30 protein-coding genes and 4 pseudogenes are annotated in these 26203 nt (G+C 49.6%); 28 read left to right on the top strand and 6 right to left on the bottom strand.

What is annotated here, in order from left to right:
• Positions 1-44 precede the first annotated feature (44 nt).
• The 16 genes and pseudogenes from IQ268_RS16470 (at position 45) to IQ268_RS16395 (ending at position 12360) form a co-directional block, all read left to right on the top strand.
• Positions 45-431, top strand: coding sequence for a nuclear transport factor 2 family protein (locus IQ268_RS16470; RefSeq protein WP_193881153.1), 387 nt, complete (start codon positions 45-47; stop codon positions 429-431).
• Positions 432-508: 77 nt separating this feature from the next.
• Positions 509-1477 (top strand): zinc-dependent alcohol dehydrogenase family protein, encoded by a 969-nt coding sequence (locus IQ268_RS16465; protein ID WP_193881151.1) that lies wholly within the window; start codon positions 509-511, stop codon positions 1475-1477.
• Between the two features lie 85 nt (positions 1478-1562).
• Positions 1563-1685, top strand: a complete 123-nt coding sequence (locus tag IQ268_RS32960) for a hypothetical protein (RefSeq protein WP_255527211.1) — start codon at positions 1563-1565, stop codon at positions 1683-1685.
• 39 nt (positions 1686-1724) lie between these two features.
• Positions 1725-2561, top strand: coding sequence for an alpha/beta fold hydrolase (locus IQ268_RS16460; RefSeq protein WP_193881148.1), 837 nt, complete (start codon positions 1725-1727; stop codon positions 2559-2561).
• A 115-nt stretch (positions 2562-2676) separates the two neighbouring features.
• Complete coding sequence (locus IQ268_RS16455) at positions 2677-3342, top strand: hydrolase (protein WP_193881145.1); 666 nt, start codon at positions 2677-2679, stop codon at positions 3340-3342.
• A gap of 207 nt (positions 3343-3549) precedes the next feature.
• On the top strand, positions 3550-4350 hold the full coding sequence (locus IQ268_RS16450; protein WP_228035440.1) for a CPBP family intramembrane glutamic endopeptidase: 801 nt from the start codon (positions 3550-3552) through the stop codon (positions 4348-4350).
• 85 nt (positions 4351-4435) lie between these two features.
• Positions 4436-5395, top strand: coding sequence for a CPBP family intramembrane glutamic endopeptidase (locus IQ268_RS16445; protein WP_193881143.1), 960 nt, complete (start codon positions 4436-4438; stop codon positions 5393-5395).
• A 48-nt stretch (positions 5396-5443) separates the two neighbouring features.
• A complete protein-coding gene (locus IQ268_RS16440; protein WP_193881140.1) occupies positions 5444-5884 on the top strand; it encodes an RDD family protein in 441 nt (146 codons plus the stop codon).
• A gap of 158 nt (positions 5885-6042) precedes the next feature.
• Positions 6043-6945 carry a glucose 1-dehydrogenase gene (locus tag IQ268_RS16435; protein ID WP_339383358.1) on the top strand — a complete coding sequence of 301 codons (903 nt, stop codon included), beginning with the start codon at positions 6043-6045 and terminating at the stop codon, positions 6943-6945.
• A gap of 30 nt (positions 6946-6975) precedes the next feature.
• The gene (locus IQ268_RS16425) at positions 6976-7503 is read left to right on the top strand and encodes a nuclear transport factor 2 family protein (RefSeq protein ID WP_228035439.1); all 528 of its coding nucleotides are present in this window, start codon (positions 6976-6978) and stop codon (positions 7501-7503) included.
• Positions 7504-7980: 477 nt separating this feature from the next.
• A complete protein-coding gene (locus IQ268_RS33435; RefSeq protein ID WP_193881254.1) occupies positions 7981-8253 on the top strand; it encodes an Atu4866 domain-containing protein in 273 nt (90 codons plus the stop codon).
• Positions 8254-8313: 60 nt separating this feature from the next.
• Complete coding sequence (locus tag IQ268_RS16415) at positions 8314-8952, top strand: nuclear transport factor 2 family protein (RefSeq protein WP_193881137.1); 639 nt, start codon at positions 8314-8316, stop codon at positions 8950-8952.
• Between the two features lie 60 nt (positions 8953-9012).
• On the top strand, positions 9013-9777 hold the full coding sequence (locus IQ268_RS16410) for an SDR family NAD(P)-dependent oxidoreductase (protein ID WP_193881134.1): 765 nt from the start codon (positions 9013-9015) through the stop codon (positions 9775-9777).
• Between the two features lie 67 nt (positions 9778-9844).
• A pseudogene (locus IQ268_RS16405) lies at positions 9845-10030 on the top strand (oxidoreductase); the annotation flags it as partial.
• Positions 10031-10217: 187 nt separating this feature from the next.
• Positions 10218-11204: an aldo/keto reductase gene (locus IQ268_RS16400; protein WP_193881132.1), complete on the top strand. Its 987-nt coding sequence runs from the start codon at positions 10218-10220 to the stop codon at positions 11202-11204.
• A 223-nt stretch (positions 11205-11427) separates the two neighbouring features.
• Complete coding sequence (locus IQ268_RS16395; RefSeq protein ID WP_193881130.1) at positions 11428-12360, top strand: zinc-binding dehydrogenase; 933 nt, start codon at positions 11428-11430, stop codon at positions 12358-12360.
• A 49-nt stretch (positions 12361-12409) separates the two neighbouring features.
• Here the strand turns inward: IQ268_RS16395 and IQ268_RS16390 are convergent, their stop codons facing one another.
• The gene (locus IQ268_RS16390) at positions 12410-12742 is read right to left on the bottom strand and encodes a transposase (RefSeq protein ID WP_193881128.1); all 333 of its coding nucleotides are present in this window, start codon (positions 12740-12742) and stop codon (positions 12410-12412) included.
• Between the two features lie 129 nt (positions 12743-12871).
• On the opposite strand from IQ268_RS16390, the gene IQ268_RS16385 reads away from it, so the two are divergent.
• From IQ268_RS16385 to IQ268_RS16340, 10 genes and pseudogenes are all read left to right on the top strand, one after another.
• Positions 12872-13909 carry a hypothetical protein gene (locus IQ268_RS16385; protein WP_193881126.1) on the top strand — a complete coding sequence of 346 codons (1038 nt, stop codon included), beginning with the start codon at positions 12872-12874 and terminating at the stop codon, positions 13907-13909.
• Between the two features lie 12 nt (positions 13910-13921).
• Positions 13922-14209 (top strand): hypothetical protein, encoded by a 288-nt coding sequence (locus IQ268_RS16380; RefSeq protein ID WP_193881124.1) that lies wholly within the window; start codon positions 13922-13924, stop codon positions 14207-14209.
• Between the two features lie 20 nt (positions 14210-14229).
• A complete protein-coding gene (locus IQ268_RS16375; protein ID WP_193881122.1) occupies positions 14230-14607 on the top strand; it encodes a hypothetical protein in 378 nt (125 codons plus the stop codon).
• 96 nt (positions 14608-14703) lie between these two features.
• Positions 14704-15105, top strand: coding sequence for a RidA family protein (locus IQ268_RS16370; RefSeq protein ID WP_193881119.1), 402 nt, complete (start codon positions 14704-14706; stop codon positions 15103-15105).
• A gap of 107 nt (positions 15106-15212) precedes the next feature.
• Entirely contained in the window at positions 15213-15632 is a 420-nt protein-coding gene (locus IQ268_RS16365; RefSeq protein ID WP_193881116.1) for a peptidoglycan-binding protein, read from the top strand.
• Between the two features lie 81 nt (positions 15633-15713).
• Entirely contained in the window at positions 15714-16076 is a 363-nt protein-coding gene (locus IQ268_RS16360; RefSeq protein WP_193881113.1) for a nuclear transport factor 2 family protein, read from the top strand.
• A 41-nt stretch (positions 16077-16117) separates the two neighbouring features.
• Positions 16118-16309 (top strand): annotated as a pseudogene (locus tag IQ268_RS16355) (response regulator transcription factor); the annotation flags it as partial.
• 8 nt (positions 16310-16317) lie between these two features.
• Entirely contained in the window at positions 16318-16587 is a 270-nt protein-coding gene (locus IQ268_RS16350; protein ID WP_193881107.1) for a hypothetical protein, read from the top strand.
• A gap of 538 nt (positions 16588-17125) precedes the next feature.
• The gene (locus IQ268_RS16345; protein ID WP_193881251.1) at positions 17126-19273 is read left to right on the top strand and encodes a prolyl oligopeptidase family serine peptidase; all 2148 of its coding nucleotides are present in this window, start codon (positions 17126-17128) and stop codon (positions 19271-19273) included.
• Between the two features lie 391 nt (positions 19274-19664).
• On the top strand, positions 19665-19955 hold the full coding sequence (locus tag IQ268_RS16340) for a hypothetical protein (RefSeq protein ID WP_193881104.1): 291 nt from the start codon (positions 19665-19667) through the stop codon (positions 19953-19955).
• Positions 19956-20198: 243 nt separating this feature from the next.
• Here IQ268_RS16340 and IQ268_RS16335 read toward each other — a convergent pair whose 3' ends face one another.
• Together IQ268_RS16335 and IQ268_RS33430 are read right to left on the bottom strand one after the other, a co-directional pair.
• A complete protein-coding gene (locus IQ268_RS16335) occupies positions 20199-20612 on the bottom strand; it encodes a hypothetical protein (protein ID WP_193881101.1) in 414 nt (137 codons plus the stop codon).
• Positions 20613-20642: 30 nt separating this feature from the next.
• A pseudogene (locus IQ268_RS33430) lies at positions 20643-20699 on the bottom strand (hypothetical protein); the annotation flags it as partial.
• 87 nt (positions 20700-20786) lie between these two features.
• Between IQ268_RS33430 and IQ268_RS32320 the strand changes: the two are divergent.
• A pseudogene (locus IQ268_RS32320) lies at positions 20787-21061 on the top strand (ISKra4 family transposase); the annotation flags it as partial.
• A gap of 257 nt (positions 21062-21318) precedes the next feature.
• Positions 21319-23592 carry an EAL domain-containing protein gene (locus tag IQ268_RS16320; protein WP_228035435.1) on the top strand — a complete coding sequence of 758 codons (2274 nt, stop codon included), beginning with the start codon at positions 21319-21321 and terminating at the stop codon, positions 23590-23592.
• Between the two features lie 432 nt (positions 23593-24024).
• On the opposite strand, the gene IQ268_RS16315 is transcribed toward IQ268_RS16320, so the two are convergent.
• From IQ268_RS16315 to IQ268_RS16305, 3 genes are all read right to left on the bottom strand, one after another.
• On the bottom strand, positions 24025-24762 hold the full coding sequence (locus tag IQ268_RS16315; protein WP_193881098.1) for an SDR family oxidoreductase: 738 nt from the start codon (positions 24760-24762) through the stop codon (positions 24025-24027).
• A gap of 127 nt (positions 24763-24889) precedes the next feature.
• Positions 24890-25078 (bottom strand): hypothetical protein, encoded by a 189-nt coding sequence (locus IQ268_RS16310; protein WP_193881095.1) that lies wholly within the window; start codon positions 25076-25078, stop codon positions 24890-24892.
• A 27-nt stretch (positions 25079-25105) separates the two neighbouring features.
• Positions 25106-26161 carry an SDR family oxidoreductase gene (locus IQ268_RS16305; protein WP_228035434.1) on the bottom strand — a complete coding sequence of 352 codons (1056 nt, stop codon included), beginning with the start codon at positions 26159-26161 and terminating at the stop codon, positions 25106-25108.
• Positions 26162-26203: the final 42 nt, after the last annotated feature.

The following is a 26203-nucleotide window of genomic DNA, read 5'->3' as shown; positions in this document are numbered from 1 at the left end:
CTTTGAGCCGTTAGGCGTTTTGGGTAATGTGAGGTGTGGAACGGATGACGGATAAACTTGAGCAGAACAAACAGACGGTCACAGCATTTTATGACCTGATGTTCAATCAGTGTCAGCCCGCAGAAGCCATCGAGAAATATGTCGGCGACGTGTACATCCAGCACAACCCGGTGGTGGCCGACGGGAAGCAGGCTTTCATCGAATATTTCGAGAGGATGGCGAAAGAATATCCGGGCAAGTGCGTCCAGTTTAAGCGCGTCTTCGCTGAAGGCGATTATGTAGTCATACATTGCTACCAACAATGGCCGGGCGACAACGACTGGGCGGGCATCGACATCTTCCGCCTGGATGATAAAGGCAAGATAGTCGAGCATTGGGACGTGCTACAGACCATCCCGGAAATGTCGGCTAATGATAACACGATGTTCTGAACAGTTGAGTACTGGTAGTGTGAAGTCCGGTTTGTACAACGACACTGTTTATTCTGAATCAAGGAGAGTTGGCACAGATGGAATCTATGAAGGCAGCCGTATTAACTGCGTTTGGTGATGCTGAGAAGTTTGAGATTCAAACGGTTCCCATACCAACACTGAAGGCAAATCAGGTGTTGGTGAGAGTTTGTGCAACCTCGATTAACCCAGTCGATTACCAAACTCGTCGTGGTGATTACAAGGAACTAGTTCCATTACCCGCCATCCTTGGAGTCGATGTTTCAGGGGTGATTGAGGCAATTGGCGAAGCTGTGACTGATTTCAAGGTGGGAGACAACGTGTATTACTCGCCGCAAATTTTTGGAGAATTCGGTAGCTACGCTCAGTATCATGTGGCTGATGCAGCGATTGTGGCATTGAAACCTGCAAATCTATCGCACATTGAAGCCGCTTCTTTTCCGCTTGCAGGCGGAACGGCTTGGGATTGTCTAGTGACTAGGGGCAATCTACAAGTTGGTGAAACCGTTCTCATCCATGCGGGTGCGGGTGGAGTGGGTTCGATCGCAGTTCAACTCGCCAAAGCAATAGGGGCATACGTCTTTGCGACCTGTAGTTCTAGAAACCGAGATTTCGTGACAGAACTGGGTGCAGATCGGGTAATTGATTACAAAAATGAAGATTATGTAGAAGTCATTCGTCAAGAAACAAATGGACTGGGTGTGGATTTAGTTCTAGATACGATCGGCGGAGAAACCATTCGGCGTAGTCTAGAAATCATTCGTCCCTTTGGTAGGCTTGCAAGCATTGTAGACGTTTCAATACCGCAATCGCTTCTTGAAGCATGGGGTAAGAATCTGACGATTCATTTTGTTTTTTCACCCCAGTACCGAGCAAAATTAGAGTCTTTGACAAAACTCATTGAGCGTCATCAGCTTCGCCCGGTAATTGATTCAGTATTTTCTTGGGATCAGGTCGTTCTGGCGCATCAGCATCTAGAGCAGGGAGGAACACGGGGCAAAGTTGTGCTGAAGTTTACAGAAAATTAGACCAGCTTTACGGCGTTGGTAATTGCTAAACAGATCAGAGTTTGATTGTGTGTTGAAGGTCAATATTGATTGGAACAGGAGAAAAATGAAAGATTCTTGTCGTTCTAAAGTGGTGGTAGGCAATGGATGCTTGCCCCAGCTTGAAGTTGCTTCACGCAGCATTATTAAGACAATGCTCGATCGCTGCCTAACCATTGTGATGCAATAGACAAAAACATATCATCAATTTACAACGGAGAAACCTCTCATGCCTTACATCACCGTTGGTCAAGAAAACTCTGCAACCATCGACATCTACTACGAAGATCTTGGGACAGGTCAACCGATTGTGCTGATTCATGGATTTCCATTGAACGGACATTCCTGGGAGAAGCAGGTTTTAGTTCTACTGAATGCAGGATATCGAGTCATTACCTACGATCGTCGAGGATTTGGCAACTCCAGTCAGCCCTCATCTGGCTATGACTACGATACCTTCGCCGCCGATTTGAACACACTCATAACCAAGCTTGACTTGCAAAATGCCGTGCTGGTCGGTTTCTCAATGGGGACGGGTGAAGTCACACGTTATCTTGGCAAATACGGCTCAGAGCGGGTGCAGAAGGCCGTGCTGATGGCTCCCGTTCCACCGTTTCTGTTAAAGACAGACGACAATCCAGAGGGTGTTGATCAAAGCGTTTTCGATGGCATTATGAAAGCGATCGTTGAAGACCGTCCAGCCTACTTCTCTGCCTTTTTCAGAGAATTCTTCAATGTGGATGTGCTGCTGGGAAACCGCATCAGCAATGAGGCGATTCAGGCAAGTTGGAATGTGGCAGCAGGGGCTTCTGCCAAGGGAACGTTGGACTGTGTACCTTCCTGGCTCACCGATTTCCGCGATGATTTGCCCCGCATTGATGTACCGACTCTGATTATTCATGGCGATGCCGATCGCATTCTGCCACTGGAGTCCACCGCAGCAAGATTGCCAAAGCTGATTAAAAACAGCCAACTGGTTGTCATTCCCGGTGGCCCCCATGCTATCAACTGGACTCACGCTGATCAGGTCAATCCCCTGTTGCTGGACTTTCTTCAGCAGAAATAATCAGTGACCTGCCGGATTCCTAGCCTAAGAAAAAGCTCTGTGATTCTCCCTGCTGAGGTAGGCTCACATGCTAGAGCGTGTCTGAAAAGTAAACATTGAATGGAGACTTATAGCGATGTCTAAAAATCCAAAAATCGGACTAGAAGGACTGCTTCGTCCAGAAGATAGCATCCTGGTACTGATTGACCACCAGCCTTACCAGTTCACCAACTTGAACAGCCATGAACCTACGATGATCATTAACAATGTGATTGGTCTTGCTAAATCGGCAAAGGTGTTCAACGTACCCACAATCTTTACCACAGTCATTGAAGAGAGAGGGGGTTACATTATCAAGGGACTACAGGATGTTTTTCCCGATCAAAAACCGATTAACCGCACTTTCATCAATACTTGGGAAGATCCAAACGTTACAGATGTAGTGAAGAAAAGTGGCCGCAAGCAACTTATACTTGCGGCGCTTTACACCGAGATCTGTCTTGCAATGCCAGCAATCCAGGCGCTGGGTGAAGGTTATGAAGTATTCATCGTTACCGATGCTTCGGGGGGTGTTACTGCGGAAGCTCATGACATGGCGGTTCGCCGGATGGTTCAGGCGGGTGCAGTTCCAATCAACTGGATGGCTGTACTTGCTGAATGGCAACGGGACTGGGCACGCACAGAAACATCTGCGGGTGTATCAGAGATTCTTCTTGAGCATGGCGGTGCGAGTGCGGTGGCTCTTGCATGGGAACTTCAGCTCCTTGCAACACCCCCTCTAGCAACCTCAGGTGGACATTAATACCTGAGGTTTCCTCTACAGAAGCAACAAGTAAAATAGGAGGCAGAATTTTGAAAAAGATAGAATGCTGTCTCCTGTGTTTGGCTTCTCCAGTCAAAGCCATCTGACACAACAGTCCAAGCGCCTCGCTGAAATAACGCCAAAACAGATTCGCTAAGTCCATAAAAATCTGATAAATCACCGTAAGAATCCGAAAGAAGTTGAGTGTTGGAACTCACTACACTCAAGCTAGCTAAAACGAAGAAAATCCAGGGGTTAATGACCATGTTCAAAGTGTCTTCTAACTCCCCGCAGGAGCCAGAAAAGACCACCGCTGGCTCCTCTACTCAACCTGCACGCAACCGATTCCCACGTCCAAGCTTGCCCGAGGGCATTGTGGGTCTTATTGTCTTTAGCGTGGTCGGGTACGGAATCGGCTCGCAACTCTCGCGGCTCGGACTCGATCCCGTGATCTACGGACTGATCTTCACTGCGTTGTCTGGTGTTGCTGGCATCGCCGGGTTTGCTGCCGCTGTGCGCCTACGCATCCGTTCCCTCAGCGCCTTCGGTGTTCGCCGGGTCTCTCGGCGGTGGCTGCTCATCGGGGTCGGAGCAGGACTCGTTGCCTTTATGGTCAAGGGGTTGGCGGTTCTGGTCTACATCGCTATCACTGGAGACAGCTCCACCCCTCAGACCATTTACGCCGAAGGTGGCAGTGGCGGGGTGCTGTCCTTAATCTTGGCGACGCTGTTTCTCGGTGTCCTCACACCGCTCGGCGAGGAACTGCTCTTCCGGGGCGTTATTGCCAATGTGTTGCTGCGCTATGGGCCAGTCTTCGGGGTCGTGAGCAGTGCCCTGATCTTCGCCCTCATGCACGGCATCAATATCGTTTTTCCCGCAGCCCTGGTAATGGGACTCGTCGGTGCTGAACTGCTACGCCGTAGCGGCTCGGTCTGGCCCGCCATCGTTGTTCACATTGTTTTCAACCTGCCCACGGTTCCGGTGATGGTAGCTGCTGGCATGGGCTGACTCGCCGCCAAATCCTGAAACGATCGGCAACTGTGAACAGCAACCCGCCCAAGCACTACATAACTTATCTATAAAGGAAACGGAGATGGAGATGCAAAACACTGAAAGAACGGAGGGAATCACGGCAGAAGCGAAAAAAGTTACCTACGTGGAGGCTGCCCGGTGGGGTAAGCATCGGGGGTGGCGGTATCCTCTGGGACTGGTGATCATCCTCTTTGCGTGGTTGGTTGTCGGTAGTGGTGCCAGCGTACTCGTTGCGTTCGCGCTCGGCGGCCAGGCAGACCCCTCGGTGCTCGGTCCCGTGGAATACTACTTGTTTGTCATGGCGAGTTTCCTGTTCTTCCTCGTGGGAGTCCTTATCGCTGTCTCCCTCGTCCACCGCCGCCACCCCCGGACGCTCGTTACGGCGTGGGAGCGGATAGACTGGCATCGGGTCGGTCATGGATTCGTGGCGTGGTTCGTGCCGTTCTGCCTCATAGGTGGGCTGGGGCAGTATCTGTTCTACCCGGATACCTTCTCCTTTAACTCCGACCTTACGACGTTCGCGCTCTTCGTCCCGATCGCACTGGTTCTCACCGCTATCCAGACGACCACCGAGGAGCTTTTCTTTCGCGGATACATCGTGCAGGGTGCAAGCCTCATTTGGAGCAACCGCGTTTTTCTGGCGATTGTGCCAGCCGTGATATTTACCGTGCCGCACCTCCTCAACCCAGAGGCGATCGCAGGCGGCTGGCTCACAATCTTTGTCACCTACTTCCTCGTTCCGGGTCTGGTGTGGACTGTGGTCTCGCTGGTGGACGGAACCACTGAACTCGCCATCGGCGTACACTTCGCAAACAACATCGGCGGCATCCTCCTGATCAACATCACTGGAAGTGCCGTGACCACACCGGCTCTGTTCACAGTCAGCGAGTACCACGCGACCTACGGGGCGATATCAGTGCTGGTTGCAGTACCTGTGTTTCTGGCGATCGCCTACAAGGTGTTCAAACGCGACGAGGCATCCGAACCCGTTTCCCAAAGCCATCGGAAAGGTCATCGGTGATTTCGTTAGTTCGTAAAACCATAAGCAAATGGATCAAAAGAGTTGATCATGATGAATAATAAGGCGAGTTTCTTACAACGGTCTGCTGCATGGTTGATTGATCAAGCCATTCTCTCAATTATCTATTCACTAGCAGCGGTTGCCATTGGAGCAGTCATCGGAGCTTACAACAATAGCGGGATACCTGTACCAGGGTTAATTGTGGCTCCGAGTGTGATTGGGTTTTCGCTCGCTCCCATGTTTGGGCATTTTTTGTATTTTGGTTACCTTTGGAGTCGGCGAGAGCGCTCAATTGGCATGGGAGTGATGAACATCAGAGTAGTTAAACCCGATGGGCATCCATTGTCTTTTTTGATGGCTGGTCTGCGAGGCTCGTTGGGGTACTTCCTGAGTGGTCTAATCTTTGGGCTAGGCTATCTCTGGTTTTTTGTGGATAAACAAGAGACATGGCACGACAAGATTTTTAATACTGTGGTGTTGAAACAATAGTTCGGACAATTTTTAAGAGCGAGAATCGATCAGAAAGCTAGCGATCCATTGAAGCCATCGGAAGAGTCGTCGGTGATCTCGTCAGTTAATAAACCTATTTGCCGAATCTAATAAATAATTTGAAAACTTTTTGACTATCGCTAATAGGAGAACGAATCGTGGAATCTAAAACACGTCGCCAGATGATTGTCAGCAGTGCTGCTACCGTGACCGGTTTAACAGTGGCAGGCATCACGGGTGCAAATCAAGTCCAGGCTCAGCAAGCCGCTCCCACTGTTGCTCCACCTACAAATCAACGATTTTCCGGAAAAGTTGTTTTGGTTACAGGCTCAACTTCAGGAATTGGTCGTGCCACAGCAGTGGCGTTTGCCCGCGAAGGGGCAAACGTAATCGTCACAGGTCGGCGAACCAATGAAGGCGAAGAGACAGTTGCAATGGTGAAGGAAGTTGGGGGAGACGGACGCTTCATTCGTGCCGATCTCAGGGTACCCGAGCAAATCGATGCACTTTTCCAGCAGACATTGAGTGCCTATGGTCGTTTGGATGCAGCGTTCAATAATGCAGGCATCGCCGGTAATAACGAGCAACCCGCGAATACACATGAATACACGTTCGATAGCTGGAATGAAGTAATGATGGTTAACCTTACGGCAGTCTGGAGATGCATGAAGCATGAGATTACACAGATGCTCAAACAGGGCGGTGGCGCGATCGTCAACACTGGCTCAACGCTTTCGCTGCGTGCGGTACCTGGTATCCCTGCTTATTGCGCCTCTAAACATGCGCTAATGGGACTGACTGAAGCCGCTGCAATCGAGTATGCCACCAGAAATATTCGCGTCAATATTGTTCTTCCCGGTCCAATTAACACGCCCCTGATGGATCGCTATCTTGGCGGCAACGCCACACGTCAAGCGGAAATGAATAACAGTGTACCCATGAAGCGGTTAGGAAATCCAAATGAGGTTGCCAAGGCTGTATTATGGCTTTGCTCCAATGAGGCAAGCTTCACAACTGGTACTCCTACTTTTGTAGATGGCGGTATCTCTGCAAGAGAGTGAAACCTATAAAACCAGCTAACACTCCGTCATATGACTACGAAACATCTAGGAGAATTACGTCCAGCACTGACTGGTCTTGGCATTACTTCACTCGCCTCTCCAGAAGCATTGATTGAGATTGAGGCAATAGCAAAGATTGACGATATGCAAATGAACACTACTCCTACTCAAAGCAATCTCTCAGTTCTACTCAAGATGGAAGCAGCAATCAATGCTCATGACATTGATACGTTCGTGAACTGCTTTGCTCATGACTTCGTAGGTGAACATCCCGTTCATCCAGAACGAAATTTCACGGGTGCAGCACAGGTACAAAAGAACTGGACTGCTCTCTTCGCTCAAGTTCCTGACATCCAGGCAAAATTAATCACCCATACGATCGCGGATGAGTTGGGTTGGTCGGAGTGGCACTGGCAAGGCAACCATACCAACGGCACAAAACTCGATATGCGAGGTGTTGTGGTGGTGGGATTGAGAGAAAACACGATCGCATGGGCGCGATTGTATATGGAGCAGCTTGCCCAAGTCGTACAGGCAGACATCCTAAAAGCAGTCTAACTGCTAATCAGCTTTAATCACCTACAAGGAACAATCACCATGAGAAGCGTTGATCGCAAGATTGTGATTGAGTGCCTTGATCGTCATGCTGAACTCCTGACTGATGAACAGGTTTGTTGCGCTCATTATAAGAATTATTTTCCTTGAGTAACACCCTAGTTGAGAGGATCAGGCAATCATCTGCAAGGCTTGTGCATTTAACCTCCTGATTCTTGCTTATAGGATGAAACTATTCGAGTACAACAGTCTCTCATTGATCAGTATTAAGCCTTATTGAGACAAAGGAGGTCTTGTATGAAAACACAGTCGATGCTCAAACCATTGACAGTGATGCTCAGTTTGGGAGCTTTTGCATTAATAAGCTGTACTTCTCAATTTACGGCAGAAGCACCTGCACCAGAATCCTCCGTAGAAGCTTCCGCTACTGAATCTCCGTCAGTTGCTCCATCTCTTCAAACCTCTATTAATCGCCAAACCATGAATCCAAATCAAGCCAATACAGAAGCCTCCCAAACAAGTGATCGTTATATCGGAATGTGGGTCACGCAAGATGGCTATATCCGCCATGAACTTCTACCCAACAACCGTTACGACGAAGCTCGCGGTGACAGAGAAAGCGCGTATCAGGGACGCTATGAAATCACAGGAAATCGCATTAATTACTGGGACGACACTGGATTTACCGCCGATGGTGAGTTTCGTGACGGCGTACTTTATCACGGCGGCTATGTTTTTTACCGAGAAAGATAAGCCCATCAACAGAGAGCAACGATGACTCGAATTGCATAAAAATTTTAGGAGATTAAGAGAATGCGTTATTTAAGTCAAGTTTTCATTGGCACAGGGCTGATCGGACTGCTGGTTGTTCCGGCAATGACGCAAGCTCGCACGGATGAGGCAGGTTTTCAGTCGAATGGGACTGCATTTGAGCCAAGTCATGACTCGACCTCATTGAATAAACAGCCTGCCCTCAATCAGTTTTCAGCGATCGCAGATTTGGCTCAGGCAACTCAGCCCAATCAAGCAGACGCAGAGACTCAGGTGATCGAACAGCGCAACAAAGAAATCGTTTGGCAGTCTTTTGACGGTTGGCGCAACGGAACTGGCAACTTCTTCGACCTGCTCGCCCCAGAAGCAACCTGGACGATTACGGGCACTGGCGCAACTGCGGGAACCTATCGCAAGCAAGCGTTACTCGATCAAGTTATCAACCCAACCAGTGCCCGATTATCGACCCCAATTGTACCAACCGTGCGCGGCATCTGGGCAGATGGCGATATGGTCATTGCCCTGTGGGATGGAGAGGCGACCGCCGGGGACGGCAGACCTTATCGGAACACCTACACCTGGTATTTCAGAATGCAGGATGGCAAAGCAATTGAAGCGATCGCCTTTCTGGATATGCAAGAGTTCAACGACTTGTGGACAAGAGTTTCACCGAGAAATTAGTGCTGGTCGCTAGATCGCTGAGCTAGAGAGACTTCCGCAACTTTAACAAGGACAACAAGCATGACAAACAACACGAAGATCGCATTGATCACAGGGGCGAGCCGAGGACTGGGCAAAAATACGGCTTTGGCACTTGCTAAAAAAGGAGTCGATGTGATTGTGACCTATCGCAGCAGCGAGGCAGAAGCAAGTAGCGTTGTCTCTGAGATTGCAGAAATGGGCGGTAAAGCCGCTGCCTTGCAATTGGACGCTTCCAGCACAAAACCCTTTGATGAATTTGCGGCACAGGTCAAACAGACACTTCAAGATCAGTGGCAGACCGAGCAGTTTGATTTTCTGGTAAACAATGCAGGAATTGGGATCTATAAGCCCTTTACTGAAACCACCGAGGACGATTTCGATCAATTGATAAACCTCCAATTCAAGGGCGTTTTCTTTCTCACCCAAAAGCTGTTGCCCCTGCTCAAGGACGGCGGACGGATTGTGAATCTTTCGTCGGGGCTTGCTCGTTTTACGCTGCCGGGCTACTCAGCCTATGCCAGCATGAAAGGCGCGATCGAGGTGCTGACTCGATATATGGCAAAAGAACTAGGGCACAGACAGATTGCTGTAAATGTTGTGGCTCCAGGCGCGATCGAAACAGATTTCGCGGGCGGTGCAGTCCGTGACAATCCAGAAATCAACGACTTCCTCGCTTCGCAAACCGCGTTAGGGCGAGTTGGTCTTCCCGATGATATTGGAGGTGCGATCGCATCTTTACTTTCTGAAGATAACCGCTGGGTAAATGCTCAGAGAATTGAAGTCTCTGGCGGTATGTTTCTTTAATTCACGCTGACTAAAACACAAGGAAACTAAAACAGAGAAAAACTTCCTATATTGAATGTAGAAAACTGGAGTGACGGAAACTGAACTTGCCAGCACGATCACGGATGCTGAAGCAGCGGAGTGGGTGGAGGGATTTCGTGAGACGGTGATTCCAGCAGATGCGATCGCACGTGCAATTGCCTTTGCGATCGAGCAACCCGCAGAGGTGGATGTGAATGAAATCATTGTTCGACCGATTGGACAAATGAGCTAAATCTCGGAAGTCAAGGGAACGCCTACATTCTTTATCCGTGTGAGATACAAAGGAACGCAAAATTTAGAAACGCTACGGTTGATGATTCTAGAGACGCTGAAAGGATCAGTTTAAGAATTATCTGAGAATCACGAGTTATATCAACGTGAATTCAATGTTTTAGGAGATTATCCCCGGAGAAGTAATCATGCAGATGCGAAAGCTAGGTAATCAAGGACTAATAGTTTCAGAGATGGGGTTGGGCTGCATGGGCATGTCTGAGTACTATGGCAGCTTTGATGATCAAGAATCAATCGCTACCATTCATCATGCCATTGATCTCGGCATCAACTTCCTTGACACCGCAGATATCTATGGTCCCTTCACAAATGAGCAGCTCGTTGGAAAGGCAATCCGCGATCGCCGTGATCAAGTAATTGTTGCTACCAAATTTGGTAATGTTCGCACATCAGATGGGCAATTTCTAGGCGTGAGCGGCAAACCTGACTATGTGCGCTCTGCTTGTGATGCCTCTTTGCAGCGCTTGGGAATTGACACCATTGATCTCTACTATCAACATCGGGTTGATCCAACTGTACCGATCGAAGAAACAATCGGAGCAATGGCAGAACTGGTACAGCAAGGTAAGGTTCGTTATCTTGGTATGTCAGAAGCAGCTCCAGCTACAATTCGACGAGCGCAAGCCGTTCATCCGATCAGCGCATTGCAAACAGAATACTCGCTATGGAGCCGCGATCCAGAGGATGAAATTCTTCCCACAGTGCGCGAATTGGGGATCGGCTTTGTTGCCTACAGCCCGCTAGGTCGCGGCTTCCTCTCTGGTGCAATTACCAAACCAGAAGATTTAGATCCAAGCGATTTTCGCAGCCAATCTCCCCGCTTTCAGGGTGGAAATTTTTACAAGAATCTGCAATTGGTCGAGCAAGTGAAGGCGATCGCGGCTGAAAAAAGCATCACGCCCAGTCAGCTTGCTCTGGCTTGGCTCTTAGCTCAGGGTAAAGATATTGTACCGATCCCAGGCACGAAACGTCGCAAATACTTAGAAGAGAATGCAGCCGGAGCAGACGTTACCCTTACACCAGAAGACCTCCAGCGTATCGAAGTAGTTGCACCAAAAGGAATTGCTGTTGGAGAACGTTATGCACCTCGACATATGAGCAGTGTAAATCAGTAAACGCATTCAAAAATGAACACTACCTTATCCTGATTTTGGCAATGCCTGCGTCGATGAGATCGCCACCGACTACCTCATCGACCTCGAGCTGCCCGACAAAGGGACGACCTGCGCCCTATGACCACCAGATCGCGAATGCTTTATAACACCACAGATCAGTGTCTTCATCCACTCGGCGCATTCGACCGCGTCATTGCCCTTAGATCTAATGAACGGAGTTGATATGCTTGCACTCATTGTCGATCACTCGACCGCCCACGGTCTTCGCTTGGGCGAGATCCCGCCGCCCAAACCCGTCCCACACGAGGCGCTGGTGCGGGTCGTCGCCGTATCGGTCAACTTCGGGGATCTACAGGATGGCGTCGCTGGGGCACCCGACGGCACTGTGCCGGGGTGGGAAGCGGCTGGCATCGTCGAGCGCGCCGCCCTCGACGGCAGCGGTCCTCCGATCGGCACCCCGGTCGTCAGCTTGGCACTCAACGGTGGCTGGGCCGAACTCCGCGCTGTTGATGCCCGTACCCTCGGAGTCGTACCGAACGGTGCTGATCTGGGGGCAGTATCGACGGTGCCCGTGGCCGGGGTGAGCGCTTTGTCCGCACTCGATCGGATCGGTCCGCTGCTCGGGCGGCGGATCGCCGTGACCGGTGCGACTGGTGGTGTGGGACGGTTTGCGGTTCAGCTGGCACGTCTTGGTGGAGCGGAGGTGATCGCGGTGACTGGCGATCCCAAGCTCCATGGAGAGGCACTTCGGGCGCTGGGTGCTGACCAAGTTGTCGCTCCGGGTAGGCTGCCGGATGGGCTGGACGGTGTCGTCGATACAGTCGGTGGGCCATTGCTGGTCGAGGCGTTCAGTGCGCTCGCGGGCAACGGCACTCTAGTTGCGGTGGGTCATGTCACTGAAGATCCCGAGGTGTTCCCCGTCGGTGCGCTGCTCAGTCGTCAGGGTCAGGACAACCGATCGCTCGTGACGTTCTTCCTACTTGACAGCACCAACGTCGGTCGCGGCATCTCCTGGCTCGCGGGAAAGGTGTCCGCGGGTGTCATCGACCCTGGGATCGTGTGGCGCGGCAGCTGGCGTGACGTGGACGAGGTTGTAGAAGCCCTGCGAAGCCGCCAACTCCACGGCAAGGCCGTTCTGGATGCCGCCGCGCAATAAGCCAACGTTCTCCAGTCCGCTTTCAAGCCCGCCGTGCACGCACAGGTGTTCAATGATCTCGAATCCCCACCACAGTTAAAGCAGTTATCAGATGAATAAGCCACAATGAGCAAACCAGCCCAGGAGTGTCATCCTCGAAAATGCACTCGTTGATATTTTGGGTCAACGCTTGATCAAGTGCTCCACGAGTTCGAGCCTTCGCTGAACGCAACAATTGCTTGAGTTTCGACAAACATAATTCAATCGGGGAAAGGTCGGGAGAATAAGGGGGCAAAAACACAACCTCTGCGCCCACCGCTTCAATTGCCTCGCTCACGATTGAAGCATGATGAACCGCCGAGTTATCCATCAAAACAATCGCTCCGATCTGGACTGCTGTCATTGTTCACGTCGTTTTCAACTTGCCCACAATTCCGGTGATGGTAGCTGCTGGCATGGGCTGATAAAACGGATCAGAGTTTAATCTGTGCTGAAAGTGAAAGTCAATATTGAACGAAATAGGAGAAACAGGATGATACTTGAAAATAAGGTGGCTTTAGGACAGGTACTTTTTGCCGGAGGATCAGGCTTCGTGGGGCGCACTGCCGTTAAGTGGTTCCGCAAGATGCACCCCAACGTTCCAGTGCTCGTCGGAGGACGAAACCTACAAGCGGCAGGCAAAATTGCCCATGAAGTGGGCACTGCCGAAGCCGTTGCCATCGATCTTGATAAGCCCCACTTAGGTCTCGGTGATGATGTCGCCATCGCTGCTGTGGTCATGTTGGCTCCTGAAGCCGGACTCAATGGCTTGAGCTACGCCCAGGATTTAGGTGTTCCTTACCTGAACATCAACGCTGCCCTCACCGAAATCGGCCCCGAGTTGGCGCTGTTCGCACATCGTGCGACCGCAGCACCCGTCGTGCTCGCCAGTCACTGGTTGGCGGGTGCAGCCACGTTTCTGGCACTGAATAGTGCCAAAAGCTTCAAGAGCATCCAATCCATCAGGCTCGGAGCAATCCTTGATGAGAAAGATCCAGCCGGGCCAGCGTCGCATGAAGACATGGAGCGGGTACACGGGGCTGCTCCCGCCTCACTAGTATTTCAGGGTGGGCGGCGCGTATGGCTGTCTGGCGATGCTGCCAAGGGCAAGGTCGCATCAATCGACGATCGCTCGCTCGATGCCACCGCATTTTCCACATTCGATATCGTGAGCCTCCAGGTCGCCACCGGAGCATCGGATGTACGCTTCGACTTGGTAACTGATGAATCATCCAGCCGCCGTCGGGGCGGTGAGGCGGCTGCCGAGATCGTTGTCGAGATCGAGGGCGAGACCGATGGTCAAACGAAGCGATCGCGATCGATGCTGGAGTTCAAACATGGCGCAGTCTCACTCACGGGTCTCAGCGTTGTTCTTTCTCTCACATCAGTATTGGGACTGAACGACCGTTCTCCTGCCCCTCCTGGGCTTTACCTACCCGAACTACTCTCGGATACCAAATGGTTCCTGGATGAACTCCGCAGTGCGGGAGCGACTATTTACGAAGACTCTAAGTCAACTCTACAGTTTTAGGTGATGGATAAAATGATTAAGTGCAAAGATTTCGCGCCTCGGATTACTGAACGAGGCCCCTTCGGCGGAGCTTCCGATTATGAGTCCTTCTCTGAGGTTGTAAGTGCTGTCAATCAGTGGATCGAACGTGCAACGATACAGGTGATCAATGTTGAAACCGTTGTTTTACCCGATCGGATTGAAGGCACCAGTGATGATGTCTACGGATTGACGACCAGTAATGCTTTCCACCCAGTGATGATCAGTCAGGGACTGGCAATCAATTGCTTTCAATGTGTGCGTGTCTGGTACAGAGAATAAGTTTCACCGGAGAAGAAACAATGAAACGATTTACCTGGTTTACTTTCCTGTACCTCGCGCTCGGAGTTTGCCTGACAGCGATCGCTCTTGGATACCCAAATCTGTCTTCGGGTCTTCAAACCAGCCTGTTCATCAGTGCAGGAGTATCCTACCTCGTTTGTCTCTTCAGTACCTTCCCATTTTGGCGGGAGACGGCGATCCGCTTCTATCGCAGACGGAATTCTTTAGTGATCGCACCTTGGTTGGTGGTTGGATTCATTATTGTTTGGATGATCTGGGAGGTTCAGAGTCAGAACTGGACGATGGAAGCCTTTTTACAAGTGCTTTCGTGGCTATTAGTTGTCTTACTGCAAGCAGAACTCATTGTAATTACATGGCAAGTGAATTCTGAACATTAGCTTTGAACATTAGCGCCTAAATCGGATGACCCTACGAACTCGCTCTGCACAAGAATTTGACAAATCGTTGTAAGAATTTGGAAGAAAAGAAACACCATGAATAAGCCCGAGTTTTTTGTCACCCCCAGTTATGGGGAATACATGTTGAATGAATTGCATTACTCGCAAGCGGTAAAAATTGGCGATCGCGTGGAGACATCTGGACAAGGTGGTTGGGATGACAACCTGCAAATTCCCGAATCGCTTGCGGATGAGATCACCCAGGCGTTTCGGAACGTAGAGCGAACCTTGGCAACCGCTGGTGCAAGTTGGGAGCACGTTGTCCATGTCAATTCTTACCATGTTGGCGGGTTGCCCCCCGAGGTTAATGAGGTGATGGTCAGGCTATATCGCCATTACATGCCCAACCATGCCCCAATTTGGACACAGGTAGGAGTCGCGGCTCTTGGACTGCCAACGATGCGAATTGAAATCCGCGTTACTGCAATTGTTCCTTGATCGCATCAGCGACAGCGCTGCTCTACACCGATCGGAGCAAGCAGATGGAGTAATCACTCCAACACGAAATTGATGCCAACTAAAACTGATCCATCAGGAGGACAATCATGAAACTTCAAACCATTTTCGGATTACTCACGATCGCTACAGGATTGCTTGGAGGTTCATTTACTCATCCCGCGATCGCACACCGCATTTCTTCACAGCAACCATTACCCGTTTTGATCGCAACTGCCTACACTGATTTAACCTTACCCACCTTGCGCCAGGGAGATCGTGGTAGAAACGTGGAACTGTTGCAGCAAATTCTTTCAGACAATGGCTTTTTAGGAGCCGCAGGCGTAAGATTAGGCAATCCAAATGGTGCGATCGTCGATGGCATCTTTGGTGAAATTACAGCTTCTGCAATACGAGATTTACAGCAACGGTACGAAATCTCAGTTACAGGGCAAGTCAATCCTACAACTTGGGAAGTCCTGGATATGCGCGAAAACCCCTATCGATCGCCGCTCCCCTGGAAACAATAGAGCCAGTAGAATATGCAATGCTCACGAGCTAAAACCTGTTTGGAGCGAGCGTTTCATCGGGTATGTACAGAAGAGATTCAGATGTCAGAGAACAATAAAGCCATCTTAGAAGCGGCAAATGCAGCGATCGCCAAAGGCAACTATGAAGGATTCTTGTCATTCTGCGCCGACGACACGGAATGGATATTTGTAGGCGACAGAACCCTGAACGGAAAAGAAGCCGTTCGTCAATGGATGGCAACGACCTACGTAGAGCCGCCCAAGTTTAGAGTCGCTCACTTCATCGCTGAAGGTGATTTCGTCACGGCAATTGGCGATATCACAATGAAAGACGAAAACGGGAAGGCGGATGATTACTCGTACTGCGACATCTGGCGTTTTCGCGACGGTCAGATGGTCGAATTAAGGGCTTTCGTCATCAAAAAAAGTCAGAGGTTTTCATGAAAAGAACAAACTATTCCTCCTCAATGCCTTTAACGCCTACTCACAACCTCTCTGTTCGTGAATTGGAAGTTTTAAAACTCATGGCGGAAGGTCAAAGTAATTCTGAAATTGCAGCCCATCTATATCTGAGCCACAACACTATAAAAACTCATGTCCGTGGTATCTTCAACAAACTTGGAGTTGACCATCGTGTACAGGCTGCTGTAGTTGCTTTCCGTCAAGGGCTGATTTAGGAGGTTCAATGATGACTTCTGAAGAAGCACTGGAAGTTGTAGAGCAAATTTTACCACCAGGAACACTAACCTCTGTCAAAGTAGTGGTGTTTCATCACTCTTGGAATGGTAAAGAATATAGAGCGATCGCCAAAGAAGCAGGTTATGATGATTGCTACATTCGAGAGGCAGGTGCCCAACTGTGGCGATCGCTCTCAGAAGCTTTGCAAGAACCTGTCAAGAAGAAAAACTTCCGCTCATTGCTAAAACAGAAATTTAGCAATCGAACAGTGATGTGACTGGGTGATACGTTGATGCAATGTTCGTGTTTACCTTTATAAGGTATTGAAGTGTAACCGCATGAATATGTTCAGGGTGTCCATTGCCTGACTTACATATACCAACCGAGCGATCGCAACTACCGTATCGTGTTTGAAACCGATGAAAACGACATTGTAACTCGATTGCGATTGAGCGAACTTCCAGAAGTGGCTTGGAAGGCTGTTTTTAAGCGTGAGTTGTTCACGTAAACTTACCTTCAATCACAAAGGATAATGAATGGCGGAGTATGCTGTGTTGACGCGGAAGATATCAGGGCTGCCGTCGATTTTGCCCGTGAGCAGATAGATCGTAGGTTGGGTGAAGTGCAGCGGAACCCAACAGGATCAAGACAGGCATTGGGTTTTGCCCTGCCCCACCCAACCTACGTTGAAAGATTTGTCAGGCAATCAGGTTACGTAGGTCGATGACATGTTCAAAACTGCAAAATCACGACAAGAATTACTGGAATTCAATCTCTTTGGATTTCGACTCTCATTTCAAAAGATAGAAATATCAATGCGCCGCGCAATCCTTTTTGCGATCGCGCTACTCTTTACCACCCATTTTGCCTCCGCTTGCACGGAGTTCACAACAATGATATCTACTACAATCAACTATCCTGAAACCAGACGAGTCGATGTCGTCGAAGAACATTTCGGACAGGCGATCGCTGACCCCTATCGCTGGCTAGAAAACGATGTCCGCAACGATCAGGAAGTTGCTGCCTGGGTCGAAGCGCAAAACAAAGTCACCCATGCTCATCTCAATACACTGCCCGGTCGAGAGATTTTCAGGGATCGGCTGAAACAGTTGTATAACTATGAGCGGTTCTCTATTCCGGTCAAAAAGGGTGGGCAGTATTTCTACCTCCATAATTCTGGACTTCAGAATCAACAGGTTCTCTATGTCCGTGACAGCGTGGATGGCGCAGGGCGTGTGTTGATCGATCCAAACACTTGGGCAGAGGACGGGGCGATCGCCCTTGCCGAATGGTCGGTATCTGACGACGGTCAGCGCGTAGCTTACGCAGTGCAGGATGGCGGCACGGACTGGCGCACGATTCGGGTACTGGACGTGGACACGGGCAAAGTACTCGACGATGAAGTTAAATGGGCAAGGTTTACCAGCATCGCCTGGACTCAGGACGGATCTGGCTTTTTCTACAGCCGTTACCCTGAACCAACACAGGGCACTGAGTCCCAGGCGAATGTAGCCAACCATGCCGTCTATTTTCATGCGATCGGCACCCCCCAGGCACACGATCGACTGGTCTATGCCACCCCAGATCAGCCAAACATGCTGCATACCTTGAGCATCACCGAAGACGGGCGTTATCTCGCGATCGCTTCTACGCCCATTTCAGCGACCAACACACTGACCGTGGTGGATCTCCAGAGCGCTGATTGGCAGCCTCGCAAACTGGTCGATAATCTCGATCATCAATGGAGTGTCGTCGGCAATGTGGGGACGACGTTCTTCCTCGCGACTAGTCAGGACGCGCCGCGCTTCAAGGTGATGATGATGGACATTGCTGCTGCCAATCCGGTGATCACGGATGTGGTGCCGGAACAGGATTCGGTTCTGCTCAATGCGTCGCTGGTCGGCGGACGGTTGCTGATCTCCTATCTGGCTGACGTGAAAACAGAAGTTCGACGCTACACGCTCGATGGCAAGGCTGATGGTGTGGTGAAACTGCCCGGTATCGGCACGGCTGGCGGGTTTAAGGGCGACCAGAGCGACCCGGAAACCTTCTTTGTCTTCACCAGCTTCAACGCTCCGGACGTGATCTATCGATACGATGTCGCCAGCAACACGGCGCGGATGTGGGCACAACCCAAAGTGGCGATCGATCTCAGCCAGATCGCAGTCGAACAGCGGTTCTACAATTCAAAGGATGGCACCCGTGTCCCAATGTTTATCGTCCGACGCCAGGATGTGACCCGTCCGGCACCGACCCTGCTCTATGCCTATGGTGGATATGGCATCCCTCTGGTTCCCGCTTTCTCGCCGGAGCCTCTGGGGTGGGTCGAACAGGGCGGAGTGTACGCGATCGCCAATATTCGCGGTGGCTCCGAATATGGCATGGCATGGCACGAAGCCGGTCGTCGTCAGAACAAGCAGAACGTCTTTGACGATTTCATCGCGGCGGGCGAGTATCTCAAGGCGCAGGGCATCACGCCCCAAGACGGCTTGGCGATTCAGGGCGGATCGAATGGCGGACTCCTGATCGGTGCAGCAGTCAATCAGCGACCGGATCTGTTCGCTGCTGCGCTGCCCCAGGTCGGGGTGATGGACATGCTCCGCTTCGACCAGTTCACGAGCGGGAAAACATGGGTAGACGAGTTTGGGTCTCCGGCACAGGAAGCGGATTTCCACAACCTCTTGAGCTATTCGCCGTATCACAACATCCAGTCCAGCAGGGCCTATCCCGCAATCCTTGCCACCACTGCCGACACGGACGATCGCGTGGTGCCGGGACACACCTTCAAATATGTCGCAGCGCTCCAGGCAGCGGAGATTGGTGACAAGCCCCACCTTGCCCGAATTGAGACGCGGGCGGGACATGGAGCAGGCAAGCCCATCGACAAGATCATTGAGGAAACGGCGGACATGTGGGCTTTTGCGGCTCACTGGACGGGGTTGGAGGTCAGAGATGGGAAATAAATGGGTATGAAGCAACACAGGACAACATGCGGTATGAAAATCGCTTTCTTTTAATACCTTTGGCGATCGCAGGCTTGGCGATGGGCGGATGTACAGCGTCTGCCAATGGCGGCAATTGAGAAGCGCGGGATATCACGGTCACCTGCACGAGCGCTGTCATTAACGACGAGGTGTCTGTCAAATCCTTGCTAACGCGAGATGCGAGGAGAGAAGCGCACAGAGGAGTGTACTGTCCAGCACATTTCTTCCAGCCAACAAGCTTTACCAGAACACAGCCCCCTACAGGTGCCTTAGTGCTTAAGCGGCTCTGACGATATGTGCTTCGCACAGGCAAAACATTGCCCAACAACTATCAAATAATCACTCAAGAAACTCATGAGGAAATCATCCAATGAACAAGATTCTCTCTACCTTCCAACGCTTTCCGCTAATTGCCTCAGCAACCATCCTGCTCAGCCTGTTTTTGCTGTTCAACTTTCCATCCCTGGCTCAGGTCTATTCACAGCCGATTCCCAGAATTGAAGCGATCGAAAGTTCTGAAGGTGTTCCACCCGCTTACCGCTTGATTATCAGCCAACCTGAGAATACAGTGTATGTTCTCTGCCCTTCTGGTTTTGAAGCTGAGTTGGATTATATGCGGAACGTTAAGGCTATTCGATGTCAGCGTTTTTCCACTCCCTAAGAAACGTTGACTAAACCACAGCAATCCTAATTGATGTGTAGGGTGGGTATCCTGTCCACAACAGCTAGAAGCCTGTCCCAATCTTACAAGGGGGAATTGAAGGGTTGCTGTTACGAAGTGCAATAAGCCTGAAACCTTTTCACAACAAGGTTTACAGAAACATAATTTCGTAACGTCAATTAACGGTTATCCCCAAAATCTCCTTGAACCCTTCAATTCCCCCTAACAGAGAAACGCACACTGTTAGACAAGCTGGATATCGCGGTTGGTATCAAAGTTTTGTAAAGTCGCAAAGTTTTCTAACGTTGCAAACTGCTGAGAGCCAAAGGATAAAGCACCATTAGTTTGGTCGAAGGAGAAATCACTAATACCTGTTGCACCAAAATTGGCTTGGTTGATTCGAATTTTATCCACCAACACCGTGAAGTCCCTAATTACATCAATTCCAGTTTCGGGAGTATTGAAGACAAAAGTATCGTTTCCAGAACCACCAATTAGAATGTCAGTACCATCATCGACGATAACACCCGTTACATTGAGATTGCTATCGTAGTTGAAACCGCCACCGTCAAGGACATCGTTGCCACTGCCACCGTTAAGTAGGTCATCGCCTTTACCGCCTTGTAGAATATCAAATCCATCATCTTCGTAGGTCAATGCGCCATCGGTTAAAGATCTATCGGAATTAAAACCGCCGTAGAGCAAATCGTTTTGACTTGCGCCTTGAATTAAATCGTCGCCAAATCTGCCGACAAATTCAAAGGTGCCAGACCTTAGTGGTGCAGAAAACTTTTTTGAGTCTCACGGTGGACAGTCTGGAGGATCAAAAAGGCGATTGCCTTGTTCAAAGATTGCAGACAAAAACAGGCAAAGAATTTTTGTGAGTATCTGCTCAAACATCGCCACCGCATTGTGAATTACGAATATTTTGCAGCAGAAGGCCTGTACTCGATTGGTTCAGGGGCTGTGGAATCCGCCATCAAGCAGATTGGTCGTCGAGTACAAATTTCAGCGCGCAATGGAATCGTGAGAATGTCGCGCAAGTGTTAGCTCATCGCTGTGCTTATCTCAATGGGCTAATTGGTTCACTACTCCCTACTGACTAAGCACTATTGCTTATGAAAAGGTGACATGCTCCCAAACAGTTTTGTCAGTCAAGCAGAACTTGGACAGATGCGAGTGTAACAGTCAGCGTCATGCTTCTTAAGATTTGCTGTTTATGCGAGAAAAACGGTGAATAGTTCCTCTATTATGTCTTTACCTTACGTAAAACAAAAATGAGGAATAGAAAGCTTTCTGCTTTGTATAGTCGTCTGTAGCTCGTTAAGCTACGTCCGCACCATAAAAGTTTTGTAGGTCAGATATGGCGAAAGTTGCGCTGCTAATTGGGGTGAGTGATTACCAGTCTGGGTTTAATCCGCTTCCTGCTGCGGTCAATGATATAGCGGCATTACAGCGGGTCTTTGAACACCCCAAAATGGGTGGTTTTGATGAAGTTAGCAGCTTAATCAACCCCGATCCACAAACGATGCGGGAAGAAATCGAGGTTTTGTTTTCTACACGCAGCAAAGACGATCTGGTAATCCTATTTTTTTCAGGGCATGGTGTCAAAGATGAGCAGGGAAAGCTTTACTTTGCTACCAAAACGACGCGCAAAAACAACAGAAATGAGTTAATTAAGGCAACGGCTGTATCCGCAGGGTTTGTTCATGAAGTGATGAATGGAAGCCGTGCTAAACGACAAGGAATTATTTTAGATTGTTGTTTCAGTGGAGCATTTGATCCAATTCTTCTGGCGCGAGATGATGGATTTGTTGATTTGCAAACTCAATTAGGTGCAGAAGGTCGTGTCGTCCTTGCCTCCTCTAGCTCTACCCAGTATTCGTTTGAACAGCAGGGGGAAGATCTATCGGTTTACACTCGCTACATTGTAGAAGGAATTGAGACGGGTGCGGCTGATGAAAATGCAGACGGTTTTATTTCAATACTGGAGCTACATGAGTATGTTTCGCGCAACGTGAGGGATGTCGTTCCTACGATGAGTCCTAAGCTGATTGTGATGAAGGATATGGGCTTTGATATTATCATTGCTCGATCGCAGTCAGACGAGCCGCCACCTGAGGAGCCAATTACAAAGATTGATCTGGGTGAGGTTGTATTATCCACTTCAAAATCGCTGGATGACAATGAGTCAGTACGCCCAAGTTTTTCCCCGTTGCATAACCTCCTAGAACCGTATGAATTGCTGATCCAGAACTTAATTAATCACTTAAGCAGTAAGACGTTTACTAAATCTCTGGCTGTAGATGCTAATGTAACTTTCAATCCCAACGTTGCTACGGATAGCCTGAATGCCATTCGGCGAGCATCCAATGCGGAATTTGTGTTTGTACTGCGAGAGCAGCGGCAAAACAGTTGGATAGTGTCTGCCCAAAGTGAACTAGATGAAGCAATAAACCACTCTGATTACCTTGATACGTTGAAGTCAACTATTCTATCTACGATTTCAGTAGAGGAAATCTTCAACCCAATTCATCATGGGATCTATAAAATTTATAGCGAAGAAACTGAGGAGGGTGTCAAGGCTTCTGTTGTCATCCCTTTGCCAGCCACCTCTCGACAAGCCGAATTTATGGTGGTTTGCGGTATCCTCCAAGACTCTCATTTTCTGAAAGAACCGTATGGAAAAATTCTGGCTGCATTTTATCACGCCAGCCAACAAGCGATCGCTCAACCGTCACTAGTGGAAGCTGCATTGCTGGACGACCTAAAAAGAACGTATGGTTTTGTGCCCCTATCTTTCTACAATCGCAGGTTTGAGTTGTTTGATGAACGCCTCAAAACAATGATTGTTCATTTTGAGCCAATCTTTTGCTTCAGCAATCTGTCTATTTCCAGTTGGGAAGCGTTAGCTAGAGATCCAGACAAATTACATGCTCCTTCCGACTTGTTTCAGACGGTAGAGCTTTGGGGCGATCACTTTACTATTGAGTTAGATATTCATTTCCTGGAAACTGCCATTGAGACGTATATTGAAGCTCGAAAACAAGCAAAGATGAACCGGGGATATGAAATTGTCCCATTATCAGTTAATGTCTATCCTGCCTCCTTGATGAGGAGGGCATACCGTGAAAAAGCTTTTTCAATGATGGAAAAGTATGATTTTCTCAGGAAGAATCTAATTTTAGAAATCTCAGAAAAAACGAAGCTACTAGCAGAGGGTAACGACCCAGAATCACTGCTTAAAGCTAGAAAGGAGTTGCAGAAATATGTTAATAAGGGAATACGATTTGCGATCGATGACTTTGGAGTTGGATACGGTTCAATTTCTCGCTTAACTAAACTAGAGCTGCCTTATATCAAGATTGATCGAGAAATTCTTCACCACAAACATAGCGAAGTCATTATTAAATTTGTACATGAACTGGTCCATACTGATAACCAAAGCCCACCCCAAATCATATTAGAAGGGTTTGATGAAAGTGTTCGCATCAGTTTGGCGTACGTTAAAGCGATCGGTATTGACTATATTCAAGGTCATCTGGTGGGCATGGCTGGCGCTGAAATTTACCGCCTTAATAAGGAAAAGGTTGCCGCGCTAAAAGAACGGCTTACGATGGATTTAGGAGAGGATTAACTCAGCAATGAGTCATGACTCTGCTGCATCTGCGCTATCCCCAACCCTGAAAGCCTTCGAGCCAAGTTAGGTTTCAAAGTTCCCGTCCGGTTGAGCAATCAGGTCGAATTTGCGAGGTAGTTCTAGCAGGGGAGTGGCTATTGCTCTGGGGTGAGACGGTTGAAAGATGGGTGGTGCTGAATCGCAATATGAATCTGCCCCCCAAACCCTCAACGTTAGGAAACGTCCGAACCGTCAAAATTCCCAAAGTTGGAGTACGGAGGGCGATCGGAGTCATCACCGTTCAACGATGCATACGCCCATTCAGCACCGTTAAAGTTACTCAGAATCGGAGGAAGTAGGGGGCGATCGGAGCCATGACCGCTCCACGATTCATCTAGCCAGCAACGTCAACAACATTTGCTCTGGCTAGCACAGAGATGCTTGAAAGGCTTAGTAAGGGCTGGCGGTGGGTCTGACGATGATTTCGCTCACATCCACATCGTCCGGTTGTTCGATCGCAAATAAAATGGAGCGGGCGATCGCCTCAGCCGGAATCGATAATCTGCGGAATTCCTGCATTCCCTTTCTGGCCGCTTCATCACTGATGCTGTCGGCCAGCTCCGATTCCGTCACACCTGGCGAAATGACCGTGACTCGAATGTCGCCACCTACCTCTTGTCTCAATCCTTCTGAGATTGCGCCAACTGCAAACTTTGTAGCACAGTAGACCGCCGCAGTGGGAGACACCGCATGTCCGCCAATGGAGGAGAGATTGATAATTTGACCCGACTTTTGGGCTTTCATTACGGGCAGCGCTGCTGCAATGCCGTACAACACGCCTTTGATGTTGAAATCAATCATCCGATCCCATTCGTCAACTTTCAATTGGTCGAGGGCTGATAGTGGCATGACTCCCGCACTGTTGATCAAAATATCAACTCGACCGAACTTATTCTGAGCCAATTGCACGATCGCCTCTAATTGGCTGCGTTGCATCACATCGAGCGCTTGATATTCGGCTGTTCCACCCGCATTGTGAATCTCCTTCACCATTGCCTCCAGGCGATCGGTGCGACGTGCCCCCAGGATTACTTTTGCGCCATGTTTTGCCAGCAATTTAGCGGTGGCTGCACCAATACCGCTGCTTGCCCCTGTAATGATCACGACTTTGTCTTCTACGTTTAGCACGATGGATGTCCTTTTACTTGCCTAATCCTTTTATTGATTTCTCGACTGTGCTTATCGTATTCGTAACAACAAGAACTCTAAATACACAAACCTGACATTTTCTTGCCTAATCCTCCAAAGTATGAGTTTATACATGAATCATTGAGCGGTCATAGTGCCGATCGCCCCTATAGTCTCCAATTCTGGGAACTTTGACGAGTCGAACGGTTCCCAGAATTGAAGCTTGAAGCGCAAATGCATACCGTAATACAGCAGACAGCGTTGCTGTATAGGTTGGTTGCCATTGATGCGGGACAGGCAGGATGAGTCCGGTCAATGCCTCTTCATCATTGGTGGCAGGGTATTAAGGATTTCCGCTTCCACCTGCTGCACCATACACTTGCCCGGTCGCATAGCTCGACTCCTGCGAGGCAAGGAGTACATAAATGGGGGCAAGTTCTGCTGGCTGTCCAGGCCGACCCATGGGTGAGTCGCTGCCAAACTGCTCAACAACACTTTGCGGTTGACCGCCAGTGACTTGTAACGGTGTCCAGTAGGGGCCAGGCGCGATCGCGTTCACCCGAATGCCCTGCTTGGCAAGCTGTTTTGCTAATGACTTCGTAAAAGCAACCTGAGCCGACTTAGTTTGGGCATAGTCCAGCAGGTTCTCGCTAGGATCATAGGCTTGAACTGAGGAGGTATTGATAATACTCGCGCCGGGTGAAAGATACGGTAGAGCGGCCTTGGTAATCCAAAACATCGCGTAGACGTTCGTCTTGAACGTCGAGTCAAACTGTTCGGTCGTGAGGTCGAGAATTGAGTCAACCGACTGCTGCTTAGCCGCATTGTTAACCAAAATATCGAGTCCACCGAGTTCATTCACGGCACTGGCAACAAGCTGATTGCAGAAGTTTTCATCTCGAATATCACCTGGAATGGCTACAGCCTTGCGCCCTGCTGCCTGGATCAGCTCAACTACCTCACGGGCATCTGGCTCCTCTACAGGCAGATAGTTAATTGCCACATCCGCTCCTTCACGCGCAAAGGCGATCGCCGCTGCCCGACCAATACCAGAATCACCGCCTGTAACGAGTGCCTTGCGCCCCATCAGTCGTCCGGTGCCCTGATAACTGGTCTCACCATGATCCGGACGTGGGGTCATTTCACGGGCAAGACCAGGGGGTTCTTGGGGTTGGCGCTGAAAGGGAGGACTCGGATATTGGTCAACCGGGTTTTGCTGAACAGATTGATTGGGAACGGCTGGGGTTGTTGTGTCCTGGCTGGGTGTCCCTGGTGGATTTGCCGAGGTAGACGGCTGCTGCGCGAAGACGGGTACTGCTTGTGCGGCAACAAAACCAACCGATAGCCCACCAAGCACTTGGCGACGTGAAGTTTTTTTCGAGGTATCTTTGGAGTCCATCTTTTAATTCCGTATCCTGGTAAATTATTACAAAACGTCGTA

Origin of the sequence: Oculatella sp. LEGE 06141, assembly GCF_015207605.1 — a bacterium.
Classification (GTDB): Bacteria; Cyanobacteriota; Cyanobacteriia; order Elainellales; family Elainellaceae; genus Oculatella.
Note: the sequence above shows the minus strand (reverse complement) of the source record. Positions and strands in the feature narration are given on the sequence as shown.

Coding starts and splice junctions, on each gene's coding strand:
- IQ268_RS16470 (WP_193881153.1), top strand. CDS start 45: ATGACGGATAAACTTGAGCAGAACAAACAGACGGTCACAGCATTTTAT.
- IQ268_RS16465 (WP_193881151.1), top strand. CDS start 509: ATGGAATCTATGAAGGCAGCCGTATTAACTGCGTTTGGTGATGCTGAG.
- IQ268_RS32960 (WP_255527211.1), top strand. CDS start 1,563: ATGAAAGATTCTTGTCGTTCTAAAGTGGTGGTAGGCAATGGATGCTTG.
- IQ268_RS16460 (WP_193881148.1), top strand. CDS start 1,725: ATGCCTTACATCACCGTTGGTCAAGAAAACTCTGCAACCATCGACATC.
- IQ268_RS16455 (WP_193881145.1), top strand. CDS start 2,677: ATGTCTAAAAATCCAAAAATCGGACTAGAAGGACTGCTTCGTCCAGAA.
- IQ268_RS16445 (WP_193881143.1), top strand. CDS start 4,436: ATGGAGATGCAAAACACTGAAAGAACGGAGGGAATCACGGCAGAAGCG.
- IQ268_RS16440 (WP_193881140.1), top strand. CDS start 5,444: ATGATGAATAATAAGGCGAGTTTCTTACAACGGTCTGCTGCATGGTTG.
- IQ268_RS16425 (WP_228035439.1), top strand. CDS start 6,976: ATGACTACGAAACATCTAGGAGAATTACGTCCAGCACTGACTGGTCTT.
- IQ268_RS33435 (WP_193881254.1), top strand. CDS start 7,981: ATGAATCCAAATCAAGCCAATACAGAAGCCTCCCAAACAAGTGATCGT.
- IQ268_RS16415 (WP_193881137.1), top strand. CDS start 8,314: ATGCGTTATTTAAGTCAAGTTTTCATTGGCACAGGGCTGATCGGACTG.
- IQ268_RS16410 (WP_193881134.1), top strand. CDS start 9,013: ATGACAAACAACACGAAGATCGCATTGATCACAGGGGCGAGCCGAGGA.
- IQ268_RS16400 (WP_193881132.1), top strand. CDS start 10,218: ATGCAGATGCGAAAGCTAGGTAATCAAGGACTAATAGTTTCAGAGATG.
- IQ268_RS16395 (WP_193881130.1), top strand. CDS start 11,428: ATGCTTGCACTCATTGTCGATCACTCGACCGCCCACGGTCTTCGCTTG.
- IQ268_RS16390 (WP_193881128.1), bottom strand. CDS start 12,742: ATGACAGCAGTCCAGATCGGAGCGATTGTTTTGATGGATAACTCGGCG.
- IQ268_RS16385 (WP_193881126.1), top strand. CDS start 12,872: ATGATACTTGAAAATAAGGTGGCTTTAGGACAGGTACTTTTTGCCGGA.
- IQ268_RS16380 (WP_193881124.1), top strand. CDS start 13,922: ATGATTAAGTGCAAAGATTTCGCGCCTCGGATTACTGAACGAGGCCCC.
- IQ268_RS16375 (WP_193881122.1), top strand. CDS start 14,230: ATGAAACGATTTACCTGGTTTACTTTCCTGTACCTCGCGCTCGGAGTT.
- IQ268_RS16370 (WP_193881119.1), top strand. CDS start 14,704: ATGAATAAGCCCGAGTTTTTTGTCACCCCCAGTTATGGGGAATACATG.
- IQ268_RS16365 (WP_193881116.1), top strand. CDS start 15,213: ATGAAACTTCAAACCATTTTCGGATTACTCACGATCGCTACAGGATTG.
- IQ268_RS16360 (WP_193881113.1), top strand. CDS start 15,714: ATGTCAGAGAACAATAAAGCCATCTTAGAAGCGGCAAATGCAGCGATC.
- IQ268_RS16350 (WP_193881107.1), top strand. CDS start 16,318: ATGATGACTTCTGAAGAAGCACTGGAAGTTGTAGAGCAAATTTTACCA.
- IQ268_RS16345 (WP_193881251.1), top strand. CDS start 17,126: ATGCGCCGCGCAATCCTTTTTGCGATCGCGCTACTCTTTACCACCCAT.
- IQ268_RS16340 (WP_193881104.1), top strand. CDS start 19,665: ATGAACAAGATTCTCTCTACCTTCCAACGCTTTCCGCTAATTGCCTCA.
- IQ268_RS16320 (WP_228035435.1), top strand. CDS start 21,319: ATGGCGAAAGTTGCGCTGCTAATTGGGGTGAGTGATTACCAGTCTGGG.
- IQ268_RS16305 (WP_228035434.1), bottom strand. CDS start 26,161: ATGGACTCCAAAGATACCTCGAAAAAAACTTCACGTCGCCAAGTGCTT.